We start from the raw sequence: 26,869 nt of genomic DNA on the forward strand, positions 1-26,869 counted from the left end.
GATTCCGTTACCCAAACAATGGTTGATAACGTAGCGTGTGGTTTTATTTAAAAAATCGTGTAAAATATGATTACGTTTTACTAATAAGTGGGCCTAAATTGAGGATAACTTAATTCGAAATAACCGTCCTTTTCTAAATAATGAGGAATTTTCGGTTTTTGGCCTTTCTTTTTTAATAATCCAAAAAAACTTTTAAAAACGTTTGCGATCATCGGAAAAACGGAGCAAGCATGTCTCCATATAAAACAACTTTTGGATGAAGCATCAAACCTTCAAACAATTTTATTAAAAGACGATGAAGACTTACGAGAAAAGGATGTCGTCATTGTTCCATCCGCTCTCGCAAAAGGCTTAGAATTTGATGGTGTCATTCTTATCAATTTAAATGAATCCTATCGAAATGAAGATATTGAGATAAAATTGCTCTATGTGGCGATGACAAGACCCCTTCATCAATTACATTTATTTAGTGAAGATAAATCCTCATTTTTAATAGAAAATGATGCACCTATTCAGATATTGGAAACTCAAGTTTAGGGGAATGGGTAGATCGTAAATCAATAGAGGAAGACGATAATAAATGAGTAAAAGTGTATATTAATAACCGGGAAAAGCCCGGTATACAAATTTATCCCGCAAGAAAACCCTACTGATGGAAGTTTCCCTTTATTGGAAGGTTTTAGTTCTGGTGCGATTCTGTTTAACAAACATAATAAACAGAACAGTTACTATTGCAAAAGCAATCGCCGTGGAGAAAGCATACTGCACTCCTGCGGCTAATGCTTCAGCAGAGTTGTTTACAGCAACTGTTTTACTTTTATTCGTCATTAATGTAATAAAAAGGGCGGGTCCAATAGCTCCGGATACTTGATTCCATGCGTTTAAAGCCGCGCTACCGTGAGGATAAAGATCGATTGACAATTGATTTAATCCTAGCGTCATCATGGGAATGAGGATCGAAGCCACTCCGAAAGTAAATCCTGCATACAGTAACATTAATTGATAGTTTGAAGTCTTTGTAGAAATATTTGAAAGTAACCATACCATGATAACTAAAATAATTGACCCCGTTCCTGCAATGGGTTTTGCTCCGTACTTATCTGTTAGTATTCCGGTAACATAGGCGGTGACGGCAAACACAATTCCACCAGGCAATAATAACAATCCGGAAGTTAATGGACTGGCATTTAAACCATTTTGCATAAAGATAGGAAGCAAGATCATCGCAGAGAACATACACATCATGACCGTAACAGTTGATAAGATTGCAATAAGAAAGTTTTTATTTAAAAAAGGCTTTAAATTAAGAAGTGGATCCTTCATATTCCTCTGTCGAATAGCAAAGCTCACAAGACCGATAATCCCTAATCCAAGAAGAACTAAAACAATGGCATTATGCCAACCTGATTTACTTGCTTCACTAAATCCAATTACGAGTCCACTAAAACCAATCGTGGCTAAAATGACAGAGATAAGATCAACCTTAATAGGTCTTGTCTCTAAAACGTTACGTATATTATAAGCTGCGAAGACAGTTAACAAAGCAGAAATTGGTAGAATAATGATAAAGACATACCGCCAGGAAAAAAGCTGAACAATGATGCCTGAATAAACGGGTCCAAGTGCGGGAGCAAACGAAACGACGATCCCCATGAGACCCAGCATGGCCCCCCGTTTGGCTAATGGTGTAATCGTAATGATAATGGTGGTGACAAGTGGAAGCATAATACCAGATCCTGCAGCTTGAACAATACGTGCAACGAATAGAATAAGAAAAGTAGGACTTATGCTAGCTAAAAGTGTACCAGCAAAAAATAAACTCAGCGCGGTAATCAATAGCTGCCTTGTTGTAAATCTTTGCATTAAAAAAGCACTAATTGGAATTAAAATACTGATGGTGAGCATATAGCCTGTTGATAACCATTGTGCAGTAGAAGTTTGAATGGCAAAGCTCTTTTCTACATTTGGTAAAGCTACGTTCATGACTGTTTCATTTATAAGTGCAATAAAATTACCTATTATCAGGACTATGATAAGAGGACGTCGATTTGGTACGGTTACATATTTGTCAACGACTTGTGTATTATCGCTCATAAGGAACATCCTCCTTCATCAAATTTCGCATTACTTTAACTTCTATATACCACATTAAACCACGTCATACTCCATATATTTTAACATCGACTTGAGAAGTTTTAAAATGAGGTGTTCAGGTCACGTGCTTTGCATACTCATTAAGACATTACGATGAAGTGGAAACGCTAACTCTATAAGAGACTGCAAAATTTCGGATAGGGACTGATCATTTGAAATGGGGAGTGCGCAGCATTATACAAAAACGTTAATAGTTATTTTAGGAAATACCCCTAACTAAATTTACACCGTATAATAAGAAAATAAATATAAAAGAGGAGGATAAGAGCTCATTTAAGCTCTTATCCTCTTTTAATTGTAATGGAAGTTTCACTTTATTTTAACTGTAAATGTTTTTTTCTAACTTCTTTAGTCGCCTGGACAAGATTTTTAAGAGCAGGAATGGTTTCGTTCGGTTTTCTTGTTTTCAAACCACAATCAGGATTAATCCAGAAAAGTTTAGGATTGATCACTTGAAGAGCACGTTCAATGCTTGTTTTAATTTCCTCAACACTTGGCGTTCTTGGACTATGAATGTCATAGACACCGAGACCAATACCTTTGTCATACTTATGATCTTCAAAAGTAGAAATCATTTCTCCGTGACTTCTTGCAGCCTCGATTGAGATAACATCCGCATCTAATTGATCGATGGTATCAATAATTTCATCGAATTCTGAATAACACATATGCGTATGAATTTGGGTGCTGTTATCGACATAGACGGTTGCTAAACGGAAAACATAGACAGCATCATGTAGATACTTTCTTTTTTTCTCTTCTTTTAATGGTAACCCTTCCCGAATGGCAGGTTCATCCACTTGAATCATCCGAATATTATTTTCCTCAAGGGCGTGAATTTCTTTTTTCAAGGCAAGAGCAATTTGTTTTTTTACGTCAAACTGACTGATATCATTTCGAACGAATGACCAATTATAAATCGTAACAGGGCCAGTGAGCATGCCTTTGACTGGGCGATTAGTCAAACTTTGGGCATAGGCACTTTCTTTTACAGTCATTGGGGATTCTAGATCAACATCGCCAAATATAATAGGCGGCTTGACGCATCTAGAACCATATGATTGAACCCAGGCAAAACGGGTGAAAGCAAAACCACGAAGTTTTTCACCAAAGTATTCGACCATGTCATTCCGTTCGAATTCACCATGAACGAGAACATCGATGTCTAGGTCTTCCTGAATTTTAATCCATTTTTCGATATTTTGATCAATGAATTGCTCATATTGACTTTCTGTCCATTCGCCTTTCCGCCATTTTTGTCTAGCCGAACGAATCTCTTTTGTTTGCGGTAGACTACCAATTGTTGTCGTTGGTAAGAGAGGAAGTTGCCATTTCTTTTCTTGTATAGCTTGTCGCTGAGAAAATGGCAATGGCCGTGTTGGCAAGTCTTCTCCAAGTGATTGAATTTCTTCTTTAACGGAATCAATATTTCGATGCTGCGAATGATTTAATACATTTATAGCCTCTTTGCTTTGTTTAATTTCATCAAGGATGGTGTCATGCCCTTCATTAATCCCTTTTACAAGTGTAACGACTTCTTTAAGTTTTTCATCTGCAAAACTTATCGCATTTTTTAATACAGGTTCTAATTCGTTTTCTTGACGAACAGTGACTGGAACATGCTGCAGGCTACAAGATGGTTGAATCCAAAGACGTCCTTGATCAATAAAATTAAGGAGATCATTGACTTGATGTAACGTTTCATCAAGTTCGGTACGCCAAATATTTCGGCCATCCACAATTCCAGCGGCAAGGGCTTTATCTTCTGGGAATCCGTACTTTTTAATTGATTTAAGATTAGCGCCATCATCATATACAAAATCGAGACCAATACCTTGGACAGGGAGAGATATCACGTCTTGATAATGATCAACAGATTCAAAGTAGGTTTGAAGTAAAATATTCAAATTAGGAACAGCTTGATGAAAAGCTTCGTACGTTTCTTTGAAGTAACTAAGCTCTTCTTGCTCAAGGGTTGTAGAAAGAATGGGTTCATCGACTTGGATCCATGTTGCTCCTGCCGTTTGAAGATCAGTAAAGACTTCAATATAAAGTGGAATAAGGGAGCGTAAGAGATTCGGGAAGTCTTCTTTTTCAAATCCTTTTGAAAGTTTTAGTAAGGTTATGGGTCCCACTATAACGGGCTTACCGTCGATATTAAGCTCTTTCTTAGCTTCGAGATAAAGATTTAGTAAACGATTTTCAGTAATATAAGGTTTAGTATTGGCGTTTATTTCTGGGACGATGTAATGGTAATTTGTATTGAACCATTTCGTCATTTCCGAAGCAACCGCGTCATTTTTACCACGGGCGATACTGAAATATGTATCTAAGCTGACAGCGCCGTTTTTATGGTTAAACCGTTCAGGTATAAGTCCGAAAAGGACAGAAGTATCTAGTATATGATCATACAGACTAAAATCGCCGATGGGAATTAGATCGATTCCACTATTTTTTTGCTTTTCCAAATAACTTAAGCGTAATTTCTTTATCCGTTTCAAAAATTCTTCTTCAGATAGTTTTTCAGACCAAAATTGCTCGAGCGCCTGTTTCCATTCTCTTTTTTCTCCAATCCTTGGGTAACCTAAGTTAGAACTTTTTACTTTTGACATTGTTTCTCCTCCTCGTTTGTGATCCTATGTGAGTGGCTCTGATTCGAAGTATGGTAAAAATAAAAAACCTCTCCAGAGAAATTGGAGAGGTTAATCTATCGAATCTCTCATTTCTCAATACCTCACGAGTATTGCTGGATTTGGCACCTTTTCATATATTAATGAAAGGTTGCCGGGCTTCATTGGGCCAGTCCCTCCGCCACTCTTCATAAGAGTTTATATATTTTAAATTGTATAACAGATACTAACATATCAAAAAATAGGTGTCAACAGATGTTAGCAATTTTTCAATATGTTAAATTAATTTTAACTGAAAATGGATTCTGAAAAAGAAGGAGGAAATAATGATTGGAAATTCAGCCAACAACCATTCATATGCAGGAAAAACTGCATGATTTTTTTACTGAGCACTGGGGAAGCCCAGAAATGGTTCTATCAACTGGAACGTATACGGCGACTGATCTAGATGGCTTTGTGTGCATTGATAATGACAAAAGAATGATTGGACTAATAACGTATACATTACATGATGAAAATCTGGAAGTCATTTCATTAGATAGCCTAAAAGAGAACCGGGGATATGGGACGCATCTCTTGCAAAAAGTAGAGGAAGTGGCAATTCAAAAGGGGATGCAGCAAATTCAAGTTATTACCACAAATGATAACTTGCGTGCTCTTCGGTTTTATCAAAAAAGAGAATATTATATTTCACAAATATTTCCTAGAGCGGTCATGAAGGCTAGAGAGACAAAACCGGATATACCACTTGTTGGTTATGATGATATACCTATACGTGATGAAATGTTGCTCGTGAAACAATTGCGTGGCCAGCTTTAAAGAGTTAGTCACCGAGAAACAAATAACCTGTTCCATTTAATCATGACAACGTGTTGTTCAACATATAGTGATAATAAACCGTTGGCGAGAATGGAAGGAGTGACGACGTGTTAAATTCAGATGAAATACGCGATCTTGATCGGTCCATTGATGAAATTACAGAAATTGCAAAGGGTTTTGGTCTTGATTTCTTTCCAATGAGATATGAGATTTGTCCAGCTGAAATTATATATACTTTTGGGGCATACGGGATGCCAACACGATTTTCACATTGGAGTTTTGGTAAGCAATTTTACAAAATGAAATTGCAATATGATTTAGGATTAAGTAAAATCTATGAGCTTGTTATTAATTCAAATCCGTGCTATGCCTTTTTATTAAATACAAACAGTCTGGTTCAAAATAAACTTATTGTAGCCCATGTTTTAGCACATTGTGATTTTTTCAAAAACAACGTAAGGTTTATTAACACAAGACGAGATATGGTTGAGAGTATGAGTGCAACCGCCGAACGAATCCATAATTATGAAGAGGAATTTGGAAAAGATCAAGTGGAACGATTTATTGATGCCGTCATTGCAATACAAGAGCATGTCGATCCAAGAATTGTGAGAAAACGAGATGCTGTATCTGAAATGACAGAAGAAGTTTATATTAAGAAAAAAACGAAACCCTTATCTGAATATGAAGATTTATTATCTCTTGACGATAAAGAGATCGAAAATAATGAGATTCTCGTTCCGAAATTTCCGAAAAAACCGCAGAAGGATCTTCTTTTATTCATCGAGGAAAATAGTAAAGAATTAACCGATTGGCAGCGAGATATCTTAACGATGCTACGGGAAGAGATGCTATATTTTTGGCCACAGCTTGAAACTAAAATTATGAACGAAGGCTGGGCTTCATATTGGCATGCTAGAATTATGCGTGAATTAGATCTTACCTCTGATGAAGCGATTGAATTTGCAACCTTGAATGCTAACGTTGTACAACCGTCACGCCAGGGGATTAATCCCTATTACTTAGGTGTTAAACTATTTGAAGACATTGAAGAACGTTACAACCATCCAACAGAAGAAATGAAACGGATGGGAATTAAAGAAAATTCCGGTAGAGACAAAATATTTGAAGTAAGGGAACTGGAATCCGATCAATCTTTTATTCGAAATTACTTAACGAAAAACCTTGTTGACCGAGAGGACTTATTTTTATTTGAAAGAAAAGGAAATGAATACAAAATTACAAGTAAAGATTGGAAAAATGTTCGTGATCAACTCGTATCGATGAGAGTGAATGGTGGGTTTCCTTATATTGTTGTAGAAAATGGTGACTACAAAAGGAATGGAGAACTTTATCTTAAACATCGTTACGAAGGAACTGAGCTTGACGTTAAATATTTAGAAGGTGTCCTCAATTATATCTTACAATTATGGGGAAGACCTGTACACATTGAGACCACTATAGAAGATCATCCCGTTTTATTCAGTTGTGATAGTTATCAAAAGGTTAATCGAAAGCGGCTTGATTAAATAATTTAATGTTTACGAACAGTTCAAAAAGAACTGTTCGTTTTTGTGTGCAGTTAAACTGACGGTATGTAAGGAAGGCTAAGTCTCCTATAGTGGATTAGTCATTTTATGTAGAAAATAAAATGACTGCCAAATTAGAAAAGATTTAATATATAATGGATGGTGAGACGTATGTAGAATGATACGATTTATGACTGGAGGATTATTGAAATGAGTATTTTAGTTCTTGGTGGAGCTGGGTATGTAGGTTCACATGCCGTGTATCAATTAATTGACAAAGGTTATGATGTAGTTGTCGTAGATAATTTGCAGACAGGTCACAGAGATGCTATTCATCCTGAGGCTACTTTCTATGAGGGTGATATTCGTAACAAAGATTTTCTCACTTCTGTCTTTCAAAAAGAAGAACTAGAAGGAGTCATTCACTTTGCAGCCAATTCTTTGGTTGGTGAATCAATGGAAAAACCATTAATGTACTTTAATAATAATGTTTACGGTGCTCAAATTTTACTTGAGGTTATGCAAGAGTTTGGGGTAAAGGCGATTGTTTTCTCTTCAACGGCCGCAACTTACGGTGAACCTGAAGTCGTTCCAATAACAGAAAGCATGAAAACCGAACCGACCAACACGTATGGTGAAACAAAGCTAACTATGGAAAAAATGATGAAATGGTGCGATAAAGCATATGGGATAAAATATGTCGCTTTACGCTATTTCAATGTTGCTGGAGCAAGAAAAACTGGGGAGATAGGAGAAGATCATCATCCAGAAACTCATCTTATCCCTATCGTTCTGCAGGTTGCACTTGGACAACGAGAGAAAGTATCGATTTATGGTGATGATTATAATACACCAGATGGTACATGTATTCGCGACTATATTCATATAGAGGATCTCATCTCAGCACACATTTTAGCTCTGAATTATCTTCTAGATGGTGGAGAGAGTAATGTATTCAATCTAGGCAGCAGTGCGGGATTCTCTGTTAAAGAAATTATTGAAGAAGCCCGTAAAGTGACTGGACACCAAATACCAGCAGTCGTAGGGCCAAGACGTGCTGGAGATCCGAGTACGCTAATTGCTTCTTCTGATAAAGCAAAGGAAATATTAAATTGGGATCCATCACATACATCTATCCCTGAAATATTAACAGATGCGTGGAATTGGCATAAAAATCATCCAGAAGGCTATGGAGATAAATAGTATGATAAAAGCATTATTGGGAAACGTGGAGTTATCCCAATGGTGCTTTTTTAATATTTTTTGAATAACTATTATAAACGTGGTAATATATCAGTGGTTGAATGAATATCTATATTAAAATCATTCAACAGCTCCTTAACAAAACATAACATTGATGATATTGAATTGTAATAATTTTATGTTATTATATAAACACGAAAGAATATTGCGACTTTTCTTTGGGTTTTGTCAAATTTACTATTTGGATTGACAATATTTGAAAAAGCGTGTAATATTATTAATTGACCTAATGTGAATAAAAACTTAGTTCTTAAAAAAGTAGACTAGGTTGTAATACTATTTATTAAAGGAATGAAATAGTATGGTAGTAAAAAGTATTTTCTGTGTGGACTAATTCTATTGGCGCGGTCACGGAACCGTATAAGTGGAAGAGAGGTAGGGCTTTCAGCGTTTTAGTGTTAATATTGTGTTTATATTAGGTCCAAAATAATGCTTAGCGTTTTTAATTTATGTATTATAAAGCGTGATCAATGTTCATTGGTACCTTTTATAATATGTGAATTTTTATTATTAGAGGTTGTTCAAAAAGTCACCAAATGATACGCTCCGATTCTCGGCGCCATCTCGATCTTCTTGATTCAAATTTGTCACTTTTTTGAACACGTACTATTATGGATAAAACATGAGCATATTTAAAATTTTTAGGAGGTTCTCTCTCAATGCAAACAGGTACAGTAAAATGGTTTAATGCAGAAAAAGGTTTTGGTTTCATCGAAATCGAAGAAGGTAACGATGTATTCGTTCACTTCAGCGCTATCCAAGGCGACGGTTTCAAAACTTTAGAAGAAGGCCAAAGTGTTGAATTCGAAGTTGTCGAAGGAAACCGCGGACCTCAAGCAGCTAACGTTACTAAATTATAATATATAATTTATACAAAACAGTAGCCTAAAAAATTAAACGGCACCCCAAATGTTAGATATAGCTAGCAGCTGGAGGTGCCGTTTTTATATACTTAATGAACGTGTAAAAGTTTTAAGGATGTAACTATTTAGATTTGTCGATCGATCCTTTTACTTGACGGAATGTTTAATGAATAGTATCATTTTTATAAGAATAACTGGAAAAACGATTTCTATAAGATAATAGGTTGCTTTAGCATATAGTTCATATGAATAAAATGGCCGTATGAAAAAGTAAGCCTATAAAAATAGAGATCATTCAGATGAACCGATATTTTGCATCTTTATTTGGTATGAAAGAAAAATTATATATAAGGGTAGACTATTTAAAAGACCACACCTGGGTTAGTTAATAGTAAACCGACAATTTTCCAATTTAATGGTTTTAATTGACCATTAAAATTTGAAATTGTCGGTTTTTTATTTGTAAAAATACAAATGTTATTCATTAGAGAGAAAACTTACAGACATGAACCAAAATGCTAAGATTTATATTTCGTAACGGCGATTTTCTAAGAAATTGTAGCTAGTTGTTTTGGGGTTCTGTTCATCTTTTAGGGGAGGGGAAAAGCTAGATGATAAATAACCTTGATTTTATTTCACTGCCAACCATATTTTTTATATTGCTGACGTTTTCTGTACTAAGTAGCTTGATTTTATTATATCCTAGAATTCCTGTGAGTTTTGTTCGTTTTCATGTGGGCGTCATCATATTGCCTCCAATAGTTGCTCTATTCGCACTGGTCTTTAACAATGAAAGATCGATGTTTGGTCCTTGGCGTCTTGATTCTTTATCATGGCTCTTGGCGCTGTTTGTCCTTACCATTGGTTTCATTGTACAACGTTATTCTGTTCGTTATTTATTCGGTGATCGAAATTACCGAAAATATTTTGCTCTATTAACACTGACGACAGTATTTGATTCAGTTGCTTGGATGAGTGACGATCTTCGCTTTTTGTTGATATGTTGGGGCGCTACCCTCATGGGACTGACCTTACTTATCGGATTAAAAAAGGAATGGCGAGTGGCTAGAAAAGCAGCAAGTCTTTCTGGTCTATTGTTTGCCTTCAGTTGGCTCAGTTTATTGTTTGCCATTATCTGGCTCTCTCAAGCTACAGGACACTGGCGGTTGTTGCTCATACTCACTGAAGATAGCCTTGCTCAACTTGGCTCATGGGAGAAAACGTGTATAAATCTATTACTAATTGGTGCCGTCGTGATTCCAGCAGCACAATGGCCCCTCCAACGCTGGTTATTAGAATCAGTCGTTGCTCCAACACCAATTTCGGCAGTCATGCATGCAGGTATCGTAAATGCTGGTGGAATTATTTTGACTTGTTTTGCACCCCTTTTTAGCGGCAATATAGCCCAAATTATTCTGCTTGTTCTGTCCAGTATTTCAGTCTTAATCGGTACTGGAATCATGTTGGTTCAAGTTGACTATAAACGGCAATTGGTTGGTTCTACGATAGCACAAATGGGTTTCATGCTGATTCAGTGTGCCTTAGGTGCTTATGTAGCTGCCATTACTCATGCCGTTTTACATGGACTTTTCAAATCTACGCTTTTCTTACGTTCAGGTTCCGTGATCACGACCAAAAAATCAATATCTAAGAGATCAACTCAATCCCCAACATTTTTATGGGTCATTGCTGGAGGTGTTTTAGGAACTTTAATAGGAATTGCATTCTGGCTAACTTCTCATGGAGAGGTTTATCAATTAATAAGTGCAGTCATTTTAGGGTGGTCCGTATCCATTGCTTGGACACAACTCATGGCTTATGGAAAAGGGCCGATCAGTCGATTGATTGGATTTTTACTATTTGCTGGTGCTTCAATCGTCTTTAGTGTTATTCATAACGCTTTTTATAATCTTTTACATGGTGTAGTTAATCAAGGAGTAGAGCCGCCGATATCTGTAGCGATTTGGCTTCTATTTGTCTTGCTTTTAGGTCATATTCTAGGTGCATGGTTAGCTCGCAATCGCTCTTCAGTTGCCTATGCGGTTATTTATTTATGGCTCCTACGATTGAGCGAGCCTCAGAATGATTCGGTCGAAAGTCATCCAAAGTATTTGACGCAATCACTGCACTCGAGGAGGTATATTCAATGAATACAACATTACACCGGGATAAAGCGCATGAATACCTTAGTCATAATTTGGACGATTTGGTGAAATCAGCTAGCAACGTTATTGCACCTTTTGGTCCTATTAATACATTTGCGGCACGTACCCCGTGGGCAGATTTGGAAGAGCAGACATTTGAACAAGTAGCACGCAAGATGAAAAACGTCTGTGATGTGGAGATATACCCAAATGATTCAATGATTCAGTCAGCGCGGAATCGAGGCGAAATTAATCAGGATTTTTTGAAAAGTAGTCTTAGGAACTGGCTTGATTTACAGGATCTTGAACTTACGCGTAATGTTGCGGAGCAGTTCTGCTGGGCAGCTCTAACGCAAGAAGAGCGTCCTTCAAACCTACTCCGCGATCCTAAATTAAAGAGTATAGCAAAAAAATTAAGCCATTTTAAATTCCTGATGACAGAGACTCATTCTGTAAGAACCTATAGTCAACGTTTGGAGCAATTGGGCGGCGCGAGGGTCGCTCATGATCTCAATCGACATATGATTAAGTGGTGTAAATTATTTTTGGATGAATCACAAGCTGTTTGGTCAATGCCAAATCGTAAAGAAGGATTCTATCGGGCTTGGCGGCGTATTGCTCGGCATGACCCAGCGCTTAGCCGCACGACACGTAAGAAAATCAGTAAATTACCACAAGATGCTGACCTTGCATTAAAGGAGGCATTACAGCTACTAGAAGTCCCCTATAGAGAGATCCAAGGCTATTTGGAAGCTCACTTACTTGCCTTGCCAGGTTGGGCTGGAATGCTGCTTTGGCGTTCGCAGCGCCGGGTTGAAGAACATTCTTTACTAACTGACTATTTGGCTATACGAATTTCCCTGGAACTAACGTTAGTCGAACCTTATCTTCACTTGACTGAACAAAGTAGTGAGGATAAAGTAGTTTTAGAACCATTGATCGCTGCTTGGGTTCATTGGGGGGACCTGCCAATCAATGCATGGTCAAAGCTCTCTTCTTTAGAACAAAAAGCACGATTGATATTGGCTTTTCGTTTTGATAAAATTGTTCGCAATCAGCTTTGGTTGGAAGCGTGGGAAAAGACATACGAAGATCAATTGAAGAAGATGATCACATCAAAACAAATGACCGTAACGGAAAACGAAATACCTGCAACCGCAGCACAGTTTGCATTTTGTATTGATGTGCGTTCAGAGCTTTTTCGACGTAAACTTGAAAAAGCAGGTCCATTTGCGACTTTCGGAACGGCTGGATTTTTCGGATTACCAATTGAAACGAGCGAGTTAGGCTGTATGCATAGTCATAGCTCCTTGCCTGTAATGAAAAAGCCGCAGTTCAAAATAAAAGAATATTTACCTGAAGTTGAATTAAAACAATATGAAGAACGAGAACAGACTGACTATTCAATCAGCGGGATGTTTAAGTCGATGAAAAATAATATGCTTGCGAGCCTCGTCCTTCCTGAGGTTAGTGGTCCGTGGCTTAGCTTGCAAACATTGGCTCGTAGTATTGCTCCTCGCACGTCCGGCCAGATTTCTCGTAAAATTCGAAAAGCGTGGTTACGCAAACCTTCTACTGAACTCTCGCTCGATCATGTGCTCACATCGGACACGGAGTTGCCGATTGGATTCACTGAAGAACAGAAGGTTTATTATGCGCGACAGGCATTAATAACGATGGGTCTTACAGATCATTTCAGTCCTTTAGTTGTCATTTGCGGTCATGGAAGTCACAGTACGAACAACCCATATGCTTCTTCGTTAGACTGCGGTGCATGTGGTGGAGCTTCGAGTGGATTCAATGCGAGAGTACTGGCCACCTTGTGTAATCTTCAGACGGTTAGACGAGCGCTCGCAGATGAAGGCATTTCGATTCCAAACGACACCGTTTTCGTCGCTGCTGAGCATATCACAACACTAGACGAAATACACTGGCTTTATGTGCCTAAACTTTCGGATGCTGCGGAGAAATCATTTAGACTTGTTGAGAAGACAATGCCAAAAGTGAGTGAAGAGGCAAATATCGAGCGAATTTCAAAATTGCCAAATATTAACCCATCATACAAAAAACCAAAACGTGAGGCAATGCGATTAGCGGAAGACTGGAGTGAGATACGTCCTGAATGGGGGTTGGCACTTAATGCTTCCTTTATCATCGGGGATCGTGAGCTTACTAAAGAGTGTAATTTAAATGAGAGATCTTTTCTCCATAACTACAATTGGAAAAAGGACTTGAACGGTGATCTACTTGCCGATATTATTGCTGGACCAGCAACGGTTGCCCAATGGATTAACCTGCAATATTACGCATCTACTGTTGCCCCGCATTATTATGGAAGTGGAAGTAAAACGACCCAAACAGTGACTTCTGGTATTGGAGTCATGCAAGGGAACTCCAGTGACTTATTAACTGGACTTCCTTGGCAGTCCGTGATGCAATCAGATCAAGAAGCTTATCATGCACCTCTACGTTTGTTAGTTGTAATCCAAGCACCAAGAAAGTACGTCAAACGGTTGCTTAACCATGACCACGCCTTTTATCAAAAAGTTCACAACGGCTGGATTCGGCTGGCATCAATCGAGCCTGAAGGAAACTGGGTAAGTTGGTCTTAACTTAACTTACCCCAGAAAACCTTCCGAAGGGTAAAAAATAATATATTCACATGAAAGGCATTACTTTTAAGAGGATGTTCAAAAAGTCACCAAATGATAAGCTACGAATCTCGGCGCCGGTCCTCATGTAGTGATACAAGAGGATCGCTGGCTAAAAGCGCTCACGTCCTGTGGCTGGTGTGAAGCTACCACAACGCGAGGAATGCCGGTCCTCAAAACGGTGTGCCGCTCTTAGCCTTCCGACGCCCAGGACGGGCTAGTACTGGCGTTTCTTGCAGGATGCCAGCGTACTTAGCCAGTAACCCTTTTCATTTGTCACCTTTTTGAACACTCACTTTAAAAAAGGAAAAGGACGTATTATGGATAAATCAAAAGGAATCATAGAAGCTGAAATAAGTAAAGCTTTAACTCAATGGGAAAAAAGTTATCTTGGGCGAGGCTCATTATCCGTGAAATCAGACATCTTACGAGATATGATTATTGTTACATTACGAGGCATCCTAACTCCTGCTGAATATACAGTATGCGAAAAGGATAAAGAAGGATTACTATCAGTAAAAAGAAATCGAAATAGTTTGGTCGAGTCAGGTTTAGTAGAGCTAAAGCAAATTATACTAACTGTAACAGATCAAGAAGTTATTAGTTTTCACACTGATATAAGTACACACACTGGTGAACGAGTCATGGTCTTTAAGCTTTCTGACAATTTACAAAACAAATTATCATAAAACAGCCATTTTCACTTTACGAGGACATTGTTAGTCACTCGCCTAGGCCCTCCCTCTATGTAGTCGGTACAATCTCCAGCAGGTGCTCTTTTTAGGTTACTCGTATTCATCCCTAATAAGTCTATACTATTGTGACTTCAATACAAAAATTACCATGATGTTTTGAGGCATAATTATATTGGTTTGATACACAATAGTAGTACAAGGGAGGTGAAAAACATGGCAAACAACAGTAATCAATTACTTGTCCCAGGTGTTGAACAAGCACTTGATCAAATGAAAGCTGAAATCGCAAGTGAATTTGGCGTTAATCTTGGCGCTGACACAACTTCACGAGCTAACGGTTCCGTTGGTGGTGAAATCACAAAACGTCTTGTTGCACAAGCTCAATCACAACTTGGCGGTTTTACTAAATAATTATACAGATATGGATAAAGGAAGCAGAAATCTCTGCTTCCTTTATCTATATTCTCTCTTCTGTTTCAGCATCAAAGAAGTGAACCTTATTCATATCAAGAGCGAGTAATATGCTGTCTCCAATTGATGGATTGTTTCGTGCATCAATTTTAGCAATAATATCATGCCCTTCTAGTTTGGCATAAAGGATACTTTCTGCTCCCATAAGTTCAGCCACATCAATGGTCACTGTAAAGGATGAATTTTTAGATGCATCAATAAAAAGAGGTTCATCATGAATATCTTCTGGACGAATACCTAATATAACATTTTTGCCAACATAATTTTTTTCCCTTAATATTTTCATTTTTCCTTCAGGAATAGGTATGGATAATTGACCAATTTCAAAATGATGATCAGTTAGTTTTACTGGTACAAAATTCATAGCAGGGGACCCTATGAAACCGCCTACAAAAACGTTAACAGGAAAATCATACACGTCCTTTGGTGAACCTACCTGTTGGATGACACCGTCTTTCATAATAACGATACGTGTTGCCATCGTCATAGCTTCAGTTTGGTCATGTGTAACATATATTGTTGTCGTATTTAATCTTTGATGCAATTTAGCAATTTCGGTTCTCATTTGAACCCGTAATTTGGCATCTAAGTTCGAAAGAGGTTCATCCATTAAAAATACTTTTGGATTACGAACGATAGCGCGTCCAAGGGCGACACGTTGTCTTTGCCCACCTGATAATGCTTTTGGTTTACGTTTTAAGTATTCTTCAAGGCCGAGTATCCGAGAAGCTTCTTTTACTCGTTTATCAATCTCTTCTTTTTTGTATTTTCTTAGTTTTAAGCCAAATGCCATATTATCATAGACACTCATGTGTGGATACAAGGCATAGTTTTGAAATACCATGGCAATGTCTCGATCCTTTGGGGAAACGTTATTAACCAGTTTATGACCAATGTATAACTCGCCTTCAGTTATTTCTTCAAGACCAGCGATCATTCGGAGTGTGGTTGATTTCCCGCACCCTGAAGGGCCTACAAAAACAATAAATTCTTTATCATCAATTTCTAAGTTAAAATCTTTAACAGATAAAGTGTCACTGTTCTCATATTTTTTATTAATATGCTTTAATAAAATTTCAGCCATATCTTACGCCTCCTAATGATAATAGTAATTGACTTACTCCATTATAAATGGTAACGCTTTCATTTTGCTATTGTCATTTTGCATAAAAAAAGAAACTTATTTTTGTTCATTTTTTATTTTTGCTCCAGTTAAATAATCAAGACAAAGTGAAATCGTCACTGCATCTTGGAAATTTCTAGGGTCAAGTTGAGTGACATCAAAAAAACGTTGTAGACGATACGAAAGACTATTACGATGGATGAATAACGTTTTTGAAGCGGTTGTCATATTAAAACCATGATGTAAAAATACTTTGACACTATGGATAACTTCTTGATCTAAGGTTGATATTGCCAAACATATATCATCAAATAGGGTCTTTACGATCGTCGATTCACTAAAATGAAGTAATGCCAAAGCGAATGTATGGTAAAAATGAAAAAACTTCTGCTCTGGTTTTTGGTTCATTGCAAGATTAAACAGTTGTGATTGCTGAGCATATTTTTCATACAGAAGGTCTGTCTTAATAAGTGGTGTAACCATAATTTTAATATCGGCAAAAAGATCGCTTGCAATATTATCAACAATTTCACTAGGAGTTTCAAGCTCTTGAGAGTTAAGTAGGATGACACCATCAGTTTCTGTTTTCCAAACGATACTGACTATTTGATGTCCTAAGAAAGCTTTTATTGCCGCTTTAAAATCATCCTTACCTTCTAATAAATGATCAAAATGATAATGGATAAGCGACACAGAGGGATAAATTGATAATTTCTCGGCTATATATGTATTTTTTTTATTATGAAAAATATAGTTTGACCACGATAGTTGTTCGAAAGTGATTTGAGAGCTTGAAGCCATATTATAGGGGGAAAAAGTTAACTGAAGGAGTTGATATTCATTCTCTGAAACCCTCTCTTTTTTTATTCCAAATCTTTTATGACTTTTTTTGTCTTGAAACCAAATGTAGGCTTCGGGATTATGAACATGTATATCGATTTCAATAACATCTTGGCCATATATTTTCTTTATGATTTCCATCAATTTAAACCGCCCCCTTGAATTAAAAAATCATATTAGTACGCATTAACGGCTAGAAAAGATCCCCACCTCAAGGTCATGAATGTAACGAGCATTCCTAGGCGGGGGATAACTGACCGTAAAAGCCCGATTGGTTCAGGGTTACAATCAGTGATGGATGAAGAAAAGCCCCCCACTGATTGAAGTTTTACTATATTAAAAATTCTCAAGTATCACTTTATTTAATTATAGTGTGAATTAGGATACCTGACAAATAGAATAAGACCGATTAAGCTAAAAGGTTTATCCATTTAAGGATGAACATATGGGGCGTTTGTGTTAGGGTTATATAGATGTTATCTAAATACAAGGAGGAATAGGTATGGCAAATACGTATGATATAGCCTATGATTTGGAAAAACAAATCAGAGAAAGCGATGAATATGAACAATTAAAGCAAGCCTATCAAGCTGTAAATGAACAGGCTGAAGCCAAAAAATTATTTGATGATTTTCGTCAGTTACAATTAGAATTACAACAGAAACAAATGACAGGTGAGGCTATTTCTGAAGAGGAAGCCAAAAGTGCTGAACAATCATTCCAAAACATTCAACAACACAAAGAAATAACAGCCCTAATGTCAGCTGAACAACGTATGAGTTTAATGATTAATGATCTGAATCAGATTATTACGAAACCACTTCAAGAACTTTATGGGACACTTGAAGAGGAGAATAAATAAACAATCTTTTTTTCGATAGGTATCATATTTTTGGTGCCTATTTTTTTTATACATTAATTTTATGTTTAGCTTCAAATCATACATAGTCGTCCATAATAAAAGCCCATGGTTTAGTTCTATTATGAAAGATAAGCCCATATATTGTGAGTAGAAGACGGACTTTTAAAAAGGGGGATTAAATCTTGGTATATCGCTTACTAGTTTTAGACATCGACGGTACCCTTTTACGGAGTAATCATAAGCTGGATAGACAAACGAAAGAAGCTATATCATTTGCAAAAAGAAAAGGGGTTGCAATAACGCTTGTATCAGATCGTCATTTTCACTCAGCAGCAAAAGTCGCCAAAGCCTTAAGGCTAAATCATCCCATTATTGCTCATAATGGAGCATTTGTCTCATCATCCATTGACCATCCACTTTACACAAGTAAAATTGAGCATGGTGTACTTATGCAGTTAGTGGAATTCTTAGAAACGTATCCATATCATATTCAAATCTCTCATGAACGTTTATCGATCAGTAATCGGCCTAAACAAAAGAATTTGATCGCAAAAATGACTATTGGTATGAGTGAGCCATTATTCTACCCCGTTACCTATGTTGATTCGTTAAGCCAATACCTGCTCGAAAATTTTGAAAGTGCCACAGATGTTAAAGTGACTTTAGATTCGAAAAACAGTGAAGAGGTCATAGAATCATTAAATGACTTTTTTCCTTCAATTGATGTCAAAAAAGTATCTCATAATCAGCTCTTATTAACCAATCATCAAACTTCTCGATTTGATGCCCTTGTACATTTAACTTCGTACCTTGGGATCTCATTGGCTGAAACGGTCGCTGTAGGAGATGGACTAGAGGATCTAGAATTAATCGAAAAATGTGGACTTGGCGTGGCGATGAATAACGCCCCAAATGTAGTAAAACAAAGTGCTGATTGGGTAACGAGATCAAATGATATGAATGGCGTTGCTTATATGGTTAAAGAAGTCTTCCGTAAACAATTACGTGTTAGTTTATAGTATGAAAAACAAGGGTCCATAGAAATAGCTGGCCCTTGTTTTTTTGCGGTTTAAAATGAATCATTAAAATTAATCTGAGGAAATAACACACGGTACATGATGAAAATGTCTAATGCTGAATCTGGACCACCAAATAGGCTTGATAGTGCTACAAGTTAGTTATGAATGGTGTGCTGTCCCTTTTAGTTTCCCTCAAATATCATTGGTTGAATAAGTCTCCACATTGTGATCACTAATACTTCCCCATTAAGACGTATTTTTATATAGGAGAAGGTCCATAAATTTTAGTTGATGTGAAAACTTAGGTTATTCGAATAGTAAAATTTGATCTACCTGGTGTAATGATGACGTTAGCCCTAAGAGTCCCTATAATGGGTATAAGTACTTTTATTATTTTCATTTAGACTCCCATCTTGTCCATATCTCGATCTATTAACATATTTCTACTTTATAATAGCGGATGTAGTCCTGATAAAAGTCTTATCCCATAAAAAAATTTAATTGATTAATATCAATAGAAAGGAACATTCATTGAATACAAAAGACATTATTAAAGAAGCTGAATTATATGTTCAAAATGAATTAAAAAAGGATAACACGGGTCATGATTGGTGGCATATTGATCGAGTAAGAAATATGGCCAAGCGAATCGCTGAGGAAGAGCAAGCCAATCTTTTTATTTGTGAATTGGCTTCTCTTCTCCATGATATAGCCGATGAAAAATTGAATACCAGTGAGGCAGTGGGGATACAGAAAGTCGATCATTGGCTAATCAATCATCATATCGACGAAGAAACGAAAGAACACATCCTGATGATCATCACGCAGATGTCCTTCAAAGGTGGAAACAGACCACCTATGACGAGCCTTGAAGGAAAAGTCGTTCAAGATGCAGATCGATTGGATGCCATGGGAGCTATAGGGATTGCAAGAGCTTTAACCTTTGGAGGTGCTAAAAGTAGAGTTGTATACGATCCATCTATACAGCCTCGTAATGAATTAAACGAAATCAATTATCGATCAAATGATCAGACAACCTTGAATCACTTTTATGAAAAACTATTTAAATTGAAAGATCGAATGAACACACGTTTAGGTAAACAAATAGCTATAAAGCGTCATGAACGTTTACAAGAATTTGTCAATCAATTTCTTGAGGAATGGCATGGCTTAAGTTAACGGGATAATAGTAAAAATTAAGGTTGATAGACTGCTTTCGGATTAAATTCGATAAAATAGTCTATGCTTTAACTAGGTTAAAAATAAAAAAATATATAAAACTTTCAATAGGAACGTGTGATCGTCTTTTTGTTATGCTAAAATAAAGAAAATCGAACGAAAAGGAGGTTTTCGACATGATTCGGTTTATTCACACGGCAGATCTTCATCTAGATCGTCCATTTGTTGGTCTCTCTCATTTACCAGATAAAATTTATCATAGAATGAGAGAAAGTACATTTACAGCTTTCGATACGATCATTAAGAAAGCGATTGAAACAAAAGTGGATTTTATTATTATAGCTGGAGATATATTTGATGGCAGTCATCGTAGTTTTAAAGCCCAGAATCGGTTTATTTTAGGAATGAGAAAACTGCATCAAGCTGGAATTCATGTCTATCTTTCTTACGGTAATCATGATCATTTGAATGATGATTGGAATCGTCTGTCTTTTCCAGGTAATGTCCATGTATTTCCTCCTGAAGTGAAGAAATTCACTTATAGTAAAGCAGAAGACATCCGTTGTGATCTTTATGGTTTTAGCTATAAAGAAAAACATATACCCAATAATATGGTCCCTTTTTACCCTGAAAAAAAGGACTCTCATTATCATATTGGCATACTTCACGGAGCAGAAATAGAACCATCTAGTGAGAATCATTATGCCCCTTTTTCAAAATCCGAACTTATTGATTTACACTATGATTACTGGGCTTTAGGACATATTCATAAAAGAGAGAAGATATCCCTAGATCATGACATTTGGTATCCTGGCAACATTCAAGGCCTGTCCAAAAAGGAAATTGGAATTAAGGGAGCTTCATTGGTTGAAATGGATCATACACGTGTTCATACGTCCTTTTTTCCAACATCAGATGTTATTTGGAATCAAGAAATCTTAAATATAGAGCGTATAGAAACAATGGACCGTGTCATCCGGCAAATTGAACAATTGAAGGATGAAAAACGAAGTCAAAATAACGGGACTCTTTTAACTCTATATATAGAAGGATCTACATCTCTGCTACAGGGAAGAGATGCGGATGAGAAAATCGAAGAGTTACTCGAGTCTGTTCGAGATGAAGAAGAGGAACGAGATGACTTTGTTTGGATCGTATCCATTATAAATCAAACAGAGCCAATGTGGGATATAGATGAATTGAAGCAAAATAATTACTTTATAGGGGATGTCCTAAAAGAGGTTGATTCTACTAATATGGAATCCGCTTTATCGATTCTCTATGATCACCATTTAGGTAAGCGGTATTTGGGTAACCTAACGGATGAAGTCAGTCATAGTATCAAACGTGAGGCAGAGAAATTAATCGTACAAGCACTATATAAAGGTTAGATCATAGATAAGGAGTGGGAAACGATGAAAATAAGGGAAATTCAAATTCAACAGTTTGGACAATTTGATCATAAAATATATCAATTCCCAAGCCATCCTTTCCTTATTATTTATGGACCCAATGAGGCTGGAAAATCAACGCTTTTTGAGTTTATAAAAGCCGTCTTGTTTGGGTTCCCATCAAAAAATCATCTCTCAAATTATTTAATAGGTAAAGATATTAATAAGCTTGGTGGTTCTCTAAAAATCGAAACACAAGAAGGTATTAGGACCTATACAAGAAATTATAAAACCAATGAGTTTGTAAAAACTTACATAGAGCAAATTGGACATGAATTAGAAGAAATACCTGGATTTAAAGGTGTTGATCGAACTTTTTTTGAATCTATCTTTTGTTTTAATTTAGATGGCCTGAAAGATTTACATCGATTAAAACCTGAAGACTTGAATCAATTTTTATTTAATGCTGGAATGATGGGCAGCACGGAGTTATCCGAATTAGAACAAAAATTATCTAAGAAACGAGATGAACTATATAAACGTGCTGGAAGGAAACCAGAGATAAATCAACTATTAATCGAAAGACACCATAAAGAACAACAACGTAAACAATTAGAAAAAAGCAGAAAAACGTTTATTGAACTTCAAGACAGGATAAAGACGGCGAGGGAAAACCAAGCAAATCTGAAGACCGATAAACGCCAAATTTACATTCGTTTAGAGGAATATAAGCTTTCTAAAACAGTTCAGCCATTACTTGTATCCTACCATTATTTAAAGAATGAAGAAAAGATTTATCAACCTAAGCACCCTTTCCCGGAACAAGGTATTGAACGATTTGAAAAATGGAAAACAAAATTCGTGGCTTTTGAAGGTGAATGTGCGGAAATTAATGAGAAGATAAAGCAATTAAATATAGAGATGAACACAATTAAGATAAATGATTCTCTTTTATCGATGGAGGGAAGGATTGTAACGCTTTTGAAATCCACCCCAAAATATGAGCATGCTTGTGAGCAAATTTCCAACCTGAACGAAAGTATCACTGATGAGAAACAGCAGATTGAAGAAAATCTCCGCATTCTTGGTCCAGATTGGTCACTTGATCGAATTCGTCAAGTGAATACGAATCTAGAAACAAAGCAAGACATGAAACGGTTACTTCATGAAAGAAATAGGGCAATAGAAGATGTAGCATATTATGAAAAAATCGTTGCTCAGAGATCCGAAGAGTTACAGCAGATTAAACATCGGATCGAACAAGGAAAAAGTCAACTGCTTCACTCAACAGAACGGGAAACGATGGAAAAAGAAATACAGCGCATCAAAAATGATCAAGAACTGCTAAAAGAAAAAGAATGGCTGGAACAAAACAGTCAAATTCTCCAAAACGATCAACAGAAAGGATTAAAGAAGAAAGGTTCGATTAAGGCTAGTTTAGGCATTTTTTTATCTTTAATCGGTGGGGGCATTCTTTTTCTATTTGATCATGTTCTAGGCATGGTGGCTTTAGTCCTTGGGATAATTTTTAGCAGCTTTTTTTTGATGAAAAAGTCATCAAATAAAAAAGATGAAAATGATAGAATAACACAAAGAATAAATGAGATTATAGACATTTTAAATGAAAAACCAGAGACCAAAACAAGTTACGAAGAACTAAATCATAAGCTCGAAAAAGATCGGCAACTTGCCATGATGCAAGAGATGGAACAAAAACAATATGAAATGGTTAAAAAGAAATATGACGATTCCCTTTTTAAACTCAATCAAGCGATGAACACAGTTGATAAAGCTGACCATGCGTTTAAAGAATGGCTCAAGAATCAAGGATTCCCATCCATCCCGTTAAGTCTTATTGATGAAAGTTTTCAAGTGATTCAAGAAACCCAAAAAGCCTTGAATCGGATCAGCTACTTAAAGATGAAAATAGATCAAAGAATGCAGGAGAAAAAGGCATATGAAGATACAAAAGACGAGGTCTTTAACAGTCTAGAGTTACATCCAGATACTGAACAACTTGAACAAAAACTGAAGGTAGAAAAGGAAAAGAAAGATAGATTAAATAACTACCAACAACAATATCACCTCTTCATGCAGCAGCAGAAAAGCTTAAAAGAAAAAATGTTAACCTACCAAAAAGAATGTCAGTATCTGTTAGAACTTGCTTGTGTTGAAGATGAAGAAAACTTTCGTTTGGAAGCAAAAAGGCATGATAAATATCGTGAACTACAGAAAAAAATCAGCGAACGCTATGAGCAAATATTGAATATTGTTGGAAGCAAAGAAAAAGTGGAAAGATATATAAGCGAGCCCATAGAGAACATTTATGATGCAAAAAAAGAACAAGATGAACTAACCTCATTAGAGGAAATTGAACGAGAAGAGGAAAGATTAAATCGTCAATTAATTGATGATCAATCCGCTGCACTAAGTCTTGAACAAGATGAAAGATATGATGATGTCACCTATGAAATAGCTAGATTAGATGCAAATTTACAGGAGAAAGCGAGAAAGTGGGCCATATATCATTTGGCTTTAACTAGCCTAGACAAGGTGAAAGAAGATTACCGAAAGACAAAGTTACCTAAAGTTTTGAGAGCAGCAGAAAAGTATTTTAATAAAATGACAAATCGAACCTACGAAGCAGTATTACTCCATACAGAACGGGGATTTATTGTACGGGATTCCAAAGGCAATGACTATGAGGTAAGTCAATTGAGCAGAGGTACAAGTGAACAACTGTATTTATCAATTAGACTAGCTTTAGCCTCGATTGTTGAAACGAAAGAAGCATTACCTATTATTATAGATGATAGTCTAGTCAATTTCGATCAGGACAGACGATCACAAGTCTTATCGGTACTGACTGAAGTATCAAAAAAACATCAAGTAATCTTATTTACATGTCATAAGGAATGGCGTCATGAGGTTTCTGAATCTAGCTTTATAACACTCGATTTATCACAAAAAAAGATTGAAGATCATGTCATCAAAATGATGTGAATAATAGACTAAATAGAGGGATTAGATTTTACCATGTTATAATGACAACGATTCAGCTTGACATAGAGTTTACCTAGTATGTTAGATATTTTTAACTCAATTAATATTAATTTAAGAATCATAGGTTATGATATAACTTGGAAAAGATCTTTTTTAGGATGTGATAAAAATGAATCAAATGACTTTTAAAATTAATTTAGTAGAAGACGAAGAAAAACTGTCTTCTATTTTAAAGGCCTATATGATAAAGGAAGGATGGGAAGTTTCAGTCTTTCATACGGCAGAAGAAGCGATAAAATACTTACACAACGGTGTCCATCTTTGGATTCTTGATATTATGCTACCAGGCATGTCAGGTTATGATCTTATAAAGAAAATTAAAGAAAACCATTCAGATCAACCTGTCATTTTTATTTCAGCACGAGATCAAGATTTAGATAAAATCATCGGTTTAGAAATGGGAAGCGATGATTATTTAACCAAACCTTTTTTACCAAAAGAACTTGTGATACGTGCAAAGAAATTGCTTCATCGGGTGTATGGACAAGGTATCCGTTCCAATACCATTATAATATCGAAATATACGATTGATATTCATAAACGGAAAGTGTTTGATGACGATGATGAGCTTATTGAACTGACCTCGAAAGAATTTGACGTTCTCTTATTTTTGGTTGAAAATATTAACGTTTCTAAATCAAGACAAGATATTTTACATGAAGTCTGGGGAAAAGATTATGTCGGTTCTGATCGAGCCGTTGATGATGTTATCAGACGTATCAGAAGAAAATTATGCAGACTCTCATTAGAAACCGTCTATGGGGCGGGGTATCGGGTCGTGTCATAAATGAAATGGACCATTACACTTTCACAAAGGATATGGATATCTTTTGCGATTCTTATTGTTCTTATTGGTTTAATTATTGCCATTGTTTACCCATTTTATATTCAAGAAACGCTGATAGACGATACCTTCTACACGATTGAACAAGAACAGTGGAATATTCTACATCATCAAAATCCGAATAATTATTCAGGAAATCCAGAGCTGGAAGGCAGTGAGAATCAGCCAACCACGCGAACAATTTTAAACCGTGTTGTCCTCGAAGATGCCGAGATTCCTAAAAATGATTCAGTATTAAAAACGATGATGCTTCAAGCGAAAGATCAAAAAAGGGCAAGTAAACGATATCAATTAACCTTAAAGGGCACAACTCTTTTCTATGTCATTAGAAAAATAGAAGTCAATACGGAGAGTGGGTACCTCATTTCGTATACATGGGACACGTACACCCAGCGCATGATGCATAAATTATGGTCTAGACTATTGTTTATTTTTATATTAGCAGGCATCTTCAGTTTGTTTATTGCCGCTTGGCTTGCCCGTTATTTAAAACGTCCACTAAATATTCTAGGACGACGTTTTGACGAAATCGCGCATTTTAATTGGCAAAAGCCTTTTGAGTGGAAAAACAATGATGAGTTTGGTCAGCTGTCTGCCCAATTTGAACGGATGCGTGTCAACTTATTGCGATATGATGAATCCCAAAAACATTTCTTGCAGCAAGCTTCACATGAACTTAAGACCCCAATTATGATTATCCAAAGTTATGCACAATCTGCAAAAGATGGTATCTATCCACAAGGTGATTTAGATGATACGATGGATGTCATTATCAACGAAGCTTCTCAAATGGAGAAAAGAGTAAGGAAACTTATCTATTATGCGAAAGTCGATTCTTTAAGAGAAAAAGCACCTGTTTTTACGCGAGTTGTTTTTGGTGATCTTGCGAATGAATTAAAAGAGCGCTTCGCTACACAACGTCCCTCTGTAACGATACATGTTGAGGGCGGACAGAATGAGTGGTATGTAGACGAAGAACAATGGAGGATCTTATTAGAAAATCTTCTAGAAAATGCGCTTCGTTATGCAAAAGAAAATGTTTGGCTAACGACAGAAAGCACCGATTTATATACTAGACTGATTGTGAAAAATGATGGTCATCCTATTCCTGATGATGAAATGATGAATCTCTTTGAGCCTTTTAGAAAAGGAAAACAAGGACAATTTGGGTTAGGATTATCCATCGTCAAACGAATTGTAGATCGACATTCGGGCACCATTTCAATTCAAAATGAACAACCAAATGGGGTTGCTTTTATTGTTACAATCAGCCATAAATAAATGAATAAATGGTTAAAAGGCGAAGGTTTAAATAAAGTGAAACTTCAA

General features: G+C 36.4%; 20 protein-coding genes and 1 riboswitch. Of the genes, 16 read left to right on the top strand and 4 right to left on the bottom strand.

The window, feature by feature from the left end:
- The first annotated feature begins 240 nt into the window (after positions 1-240).
- The gene (locus FG390_RS00005) at positions 241-537 is read left to right on the top strand and encodes an ATP-binding domain-containing protein (RefSeq protein ID WP_507236252.1); all 297 of its coding nucleotides are present in this window, start codon (positions 241-243) and stop codon (positions 535-537) included.
- 129 nt (positions 538-666) lie between these two features.
- Here the strand turns inward: FG390_RS00005 and FG390_RS00010 are convergent, their stop codons facing one another.
- Positions 667-2,094, bottom strand: a complete 1,428-nt coding sequence (locus FG390_RS00010) for a DHA2 family efflux MFS transporter permease subunit (RefSeq protein WP_181406304.1) — start codon at positions 2,092-2,094, stop codon at positions 667-669.
- Between the two features lie 374 nt (positions 2,095-2,468).
- Entirely contained in the window at positions 2,469-4,766 is a 2,298-nt protein-coding gene (gene metE / locus FG390_RS00015; RefSeq protein ID WP_141188979.1) for a 5-methyltetrahydropteroyltriglutamate--homocysteine S-methyltransferase, read from the bottom strand.
- A 104-nt stretch (positions 4,767-4,870) separates the two neighbouring features.
- Positions 4,871-4,981: riboswitch (SAM riboswitch) on the bottom strand.
- Positions 4,982-5,114: 133 nt separating this feature from the next.
- Here metE and FG390_RS00020 point away from each other — a divergent pair.
- The 8 genes from FG390_RS00020 to FG390_RS00055 all read left to right on the top strand — a co-directional run bounded on the left by FG390_RS00020 (position 5,115) and on the right by FG390_RS00055 (position 15,159).
- On the top strand, positions 5,115-5,603 hold the full coding sequence (locus FG390_RS00020) for a GNAT family N-acetyltransferase (RefSeq protein WP_373681509.1): 489 nt from the start codon (positions 5,115-5,117) through the stop codon (positions 5,601-5,603).
- Positions 5,604-5,710: 107 nt separating this feature from the next.
- Entirely contained in the window at positions 5,711-7,132 is a 1,422-nt protein-coding gene (locus tag FG390_RS00025) for a SpoVR family protein (protein WP_141188980.1), read from the top strand.
- A gap of 210 nt (positions 7,133-7,342) precedes the next feature.
- On the top strand, positions 7,343-8,335 hold the full coding sequence (gene galE / locus FG390_RS00030) for a UDP-glucose 4-epimerase GalE (protein WP_141188981.1): 993 nt from the start codon (positions 7,343-7,345) through the stop codon (positions 8,333-8,335).
- Between the two features lie 719 nt (positions 8,336-9,054).
- Positions 9,055-9,255 carry a cold-shock protein gene (locus FG390_RS00035; RefSeq protein ID WP_141188982.1) on the top strand — a complete coding sequence of 67 codons (201 nt, stop codon included), beginning with the start codon at positions 9,055-9,057 and terminating at the stop codon, positions 9,253-9,255.
- A 614-nt stretch (positions 9,256-9,869) separates the two neighbouring features.
- Entirely contained in the window at positions 9,870-11,408 is a 1,539-nt protein-coding gene (locus FG390_RS00040) for an NADH dehydrogenase subunit 5 (protein ID WP_141188983.1), read from the top strand.
- Positions 11,405-14,014 (top strand): DUF2309 domain-containing protein, encoded by a 2,610-nt coding sequence (locus FG390_RS00045; RefSeq protein WP_141188984.1) that lies wholly within the window; start codon positions 11,405-11,407, stop codon positions 14,012-14,014. The genes FG390_RS00040 and FG390_RS00045 overlap by 4 nt, the downstream gene beginning before the upstream one ends.
- A 359-nt stretch (positions 14,015-14,373) precedes the next feature.
- Entirely contained in the window at positions 14,374-14,742 is a 369-nt protein-coding gene (locus tag FG390_RS00050) for a Na-translocating system protein MpsC family protein (RefSeq protein WP_141188985.1), read from the top strand.
- Positions 14,743-14,961: 219 nt separating this feature from the next.
- Complete coding sequence (locus FG390_RS00055; protein WP_141188986.1) at positions 14,962-15,159, top strand: alpha/beta-type small acid-soluble spore protein; 198 nt, start codon at positions 14,962-14,964, stop codon at positions 15,157-15,159.
- 46 nt (positions 15,160-15,205) lie between these two features.
- Here the strand turns inward: FG390_RS00055 and msmX are convergent, their stop codons facing one another.
- Both msmX and FG390_RS00065 read right to left on the bottom strand, forming a co-directional pair.
- Positions 15,206-16,303, bottom strand: a complete 1,098-nt coding sequence (msmX, locus tag FG390_RS00060) for an ABC transporter ATP-binding protein (protein ID WP_141188987.1) — start codon at positions 16,301-16,303, stop codon at positions 15,206-15,208.
- A 96-nt stretch (positions 16,304-16,399) separates the two neighbouring features.
- Positions 16,400-17,323, bottom strand: coding sequence for a helix-turn-helix domain-containing protein (locus FG390_RS00065; RefSeq protein ID WP_246092671.1), 924 nt, complete (start codon positions 17,321-17,323; stop codon positions 16,400-16,402).
- Positions 17,324-17,684: 361 nt separating this feature from the next.
- Between FG390_RS00065 and FG390_RS00070 the strand changes: the two genes are divergently transcribed.
- The 7 genes from FG390_RS00070 to FG390_RS00100 all read left to right on the top strand — a co-directional run bounded on the left by FG390_RS00070 (position 17,685) and on the right by FG390_RS00100 (position 26,821).
- Positions 17,685-18,044: a YlbF/YmcA family competence regulator gene (locus FG390_RS00070; RefSeq protein ID WP_141188989.1), complete on the top strand. Its 360-nt coding sequence runs from the start codon at positions 17,685-17,687 to the stop codon at positions 18,042-18,044.
- 182 nt (positions 18,045-18,226) lie between these two features.
- Positions 18,227-19,063 carry a Cof-type HAD-IIB family hydrolase gene (locus tag FG390_RS00075; protein ID WP_141188990.1) on the top strand — a complete coding sequence of 279 codons (837 nt, stop codon included), beginning with the start codon at positions 18,227-18,229 and terminating at the stop codon, positions 19,061-19,063.
- A 531-nt stretch (positions 19,064-19,594) separates the two neighbouring features.
- The gene (locus FG390_RS00080) at positions 19,595-20,242 is read left to right on the top strand and encodes an HD domain-containing protein (protein WP_141188991.1); all 648 of its coding nucleotides are present in this window, start codon (positions 19,595-19,597) and stop codon (positions 20,240-20,242) included.
- 176 nt (positions 20,243-20,418) lie between these two features.
- Entirely contained in the window at positions 20,419-21,633 is a 1,215-nt protein-coding gene (locus FG390_RS00085; RefSeq protein WP_141188992.1) for a metallophosphoesterase family protein, read from the top strand.
- 24 nt (positions 21,634-21,657) lie between these two features.
- Positions 21,658-24,636: an ATP-binding protein gene (locus tag FG390_RS00090; RefSeq protein ID WP_141188993.1), complete on the top strand. Its 2,979-nt coding sequence runs from the start codon at positions 21,658-21,660 to the stop codon at positions 24,634-24,636.
- 169 nt (positions 24,637-24,805) lie between these two features.
- Positions 24,806-25,483 (top strand): response regulator transcription factor, encoded by a 678-nt coding sequence (locus tag FG390_RS00095; protein WP_141188994.1) that lies wholly within the window; start codon positions 24,806-24,808, stop codon positions 25,481-25,483.
- Positions 25,484-26,821, top strand: a complete 1,338-nt coding sequence (locus FG390_RS00100; RefSeq protein ID WP_141188995.1) for a sensor histidine kinase — start codon at positions 25,484-25,486, stop codon at positions 26,819-26,821.
- Positions 26,822-26,869 lie beyond the last annotated feature (48 nt).

Origin of the sequence: Terrilactibacillus laevilacticus (assembly GCF_006517395.1) — a bacterium.
GTDB classification, from domain to species: domain Bacteria; phylum Bacillota; class Bacilli; order Bacillales; family Sporolactobacillaceae; genus Terrilactibacillus; species Terrilactibacillus laevilacticus.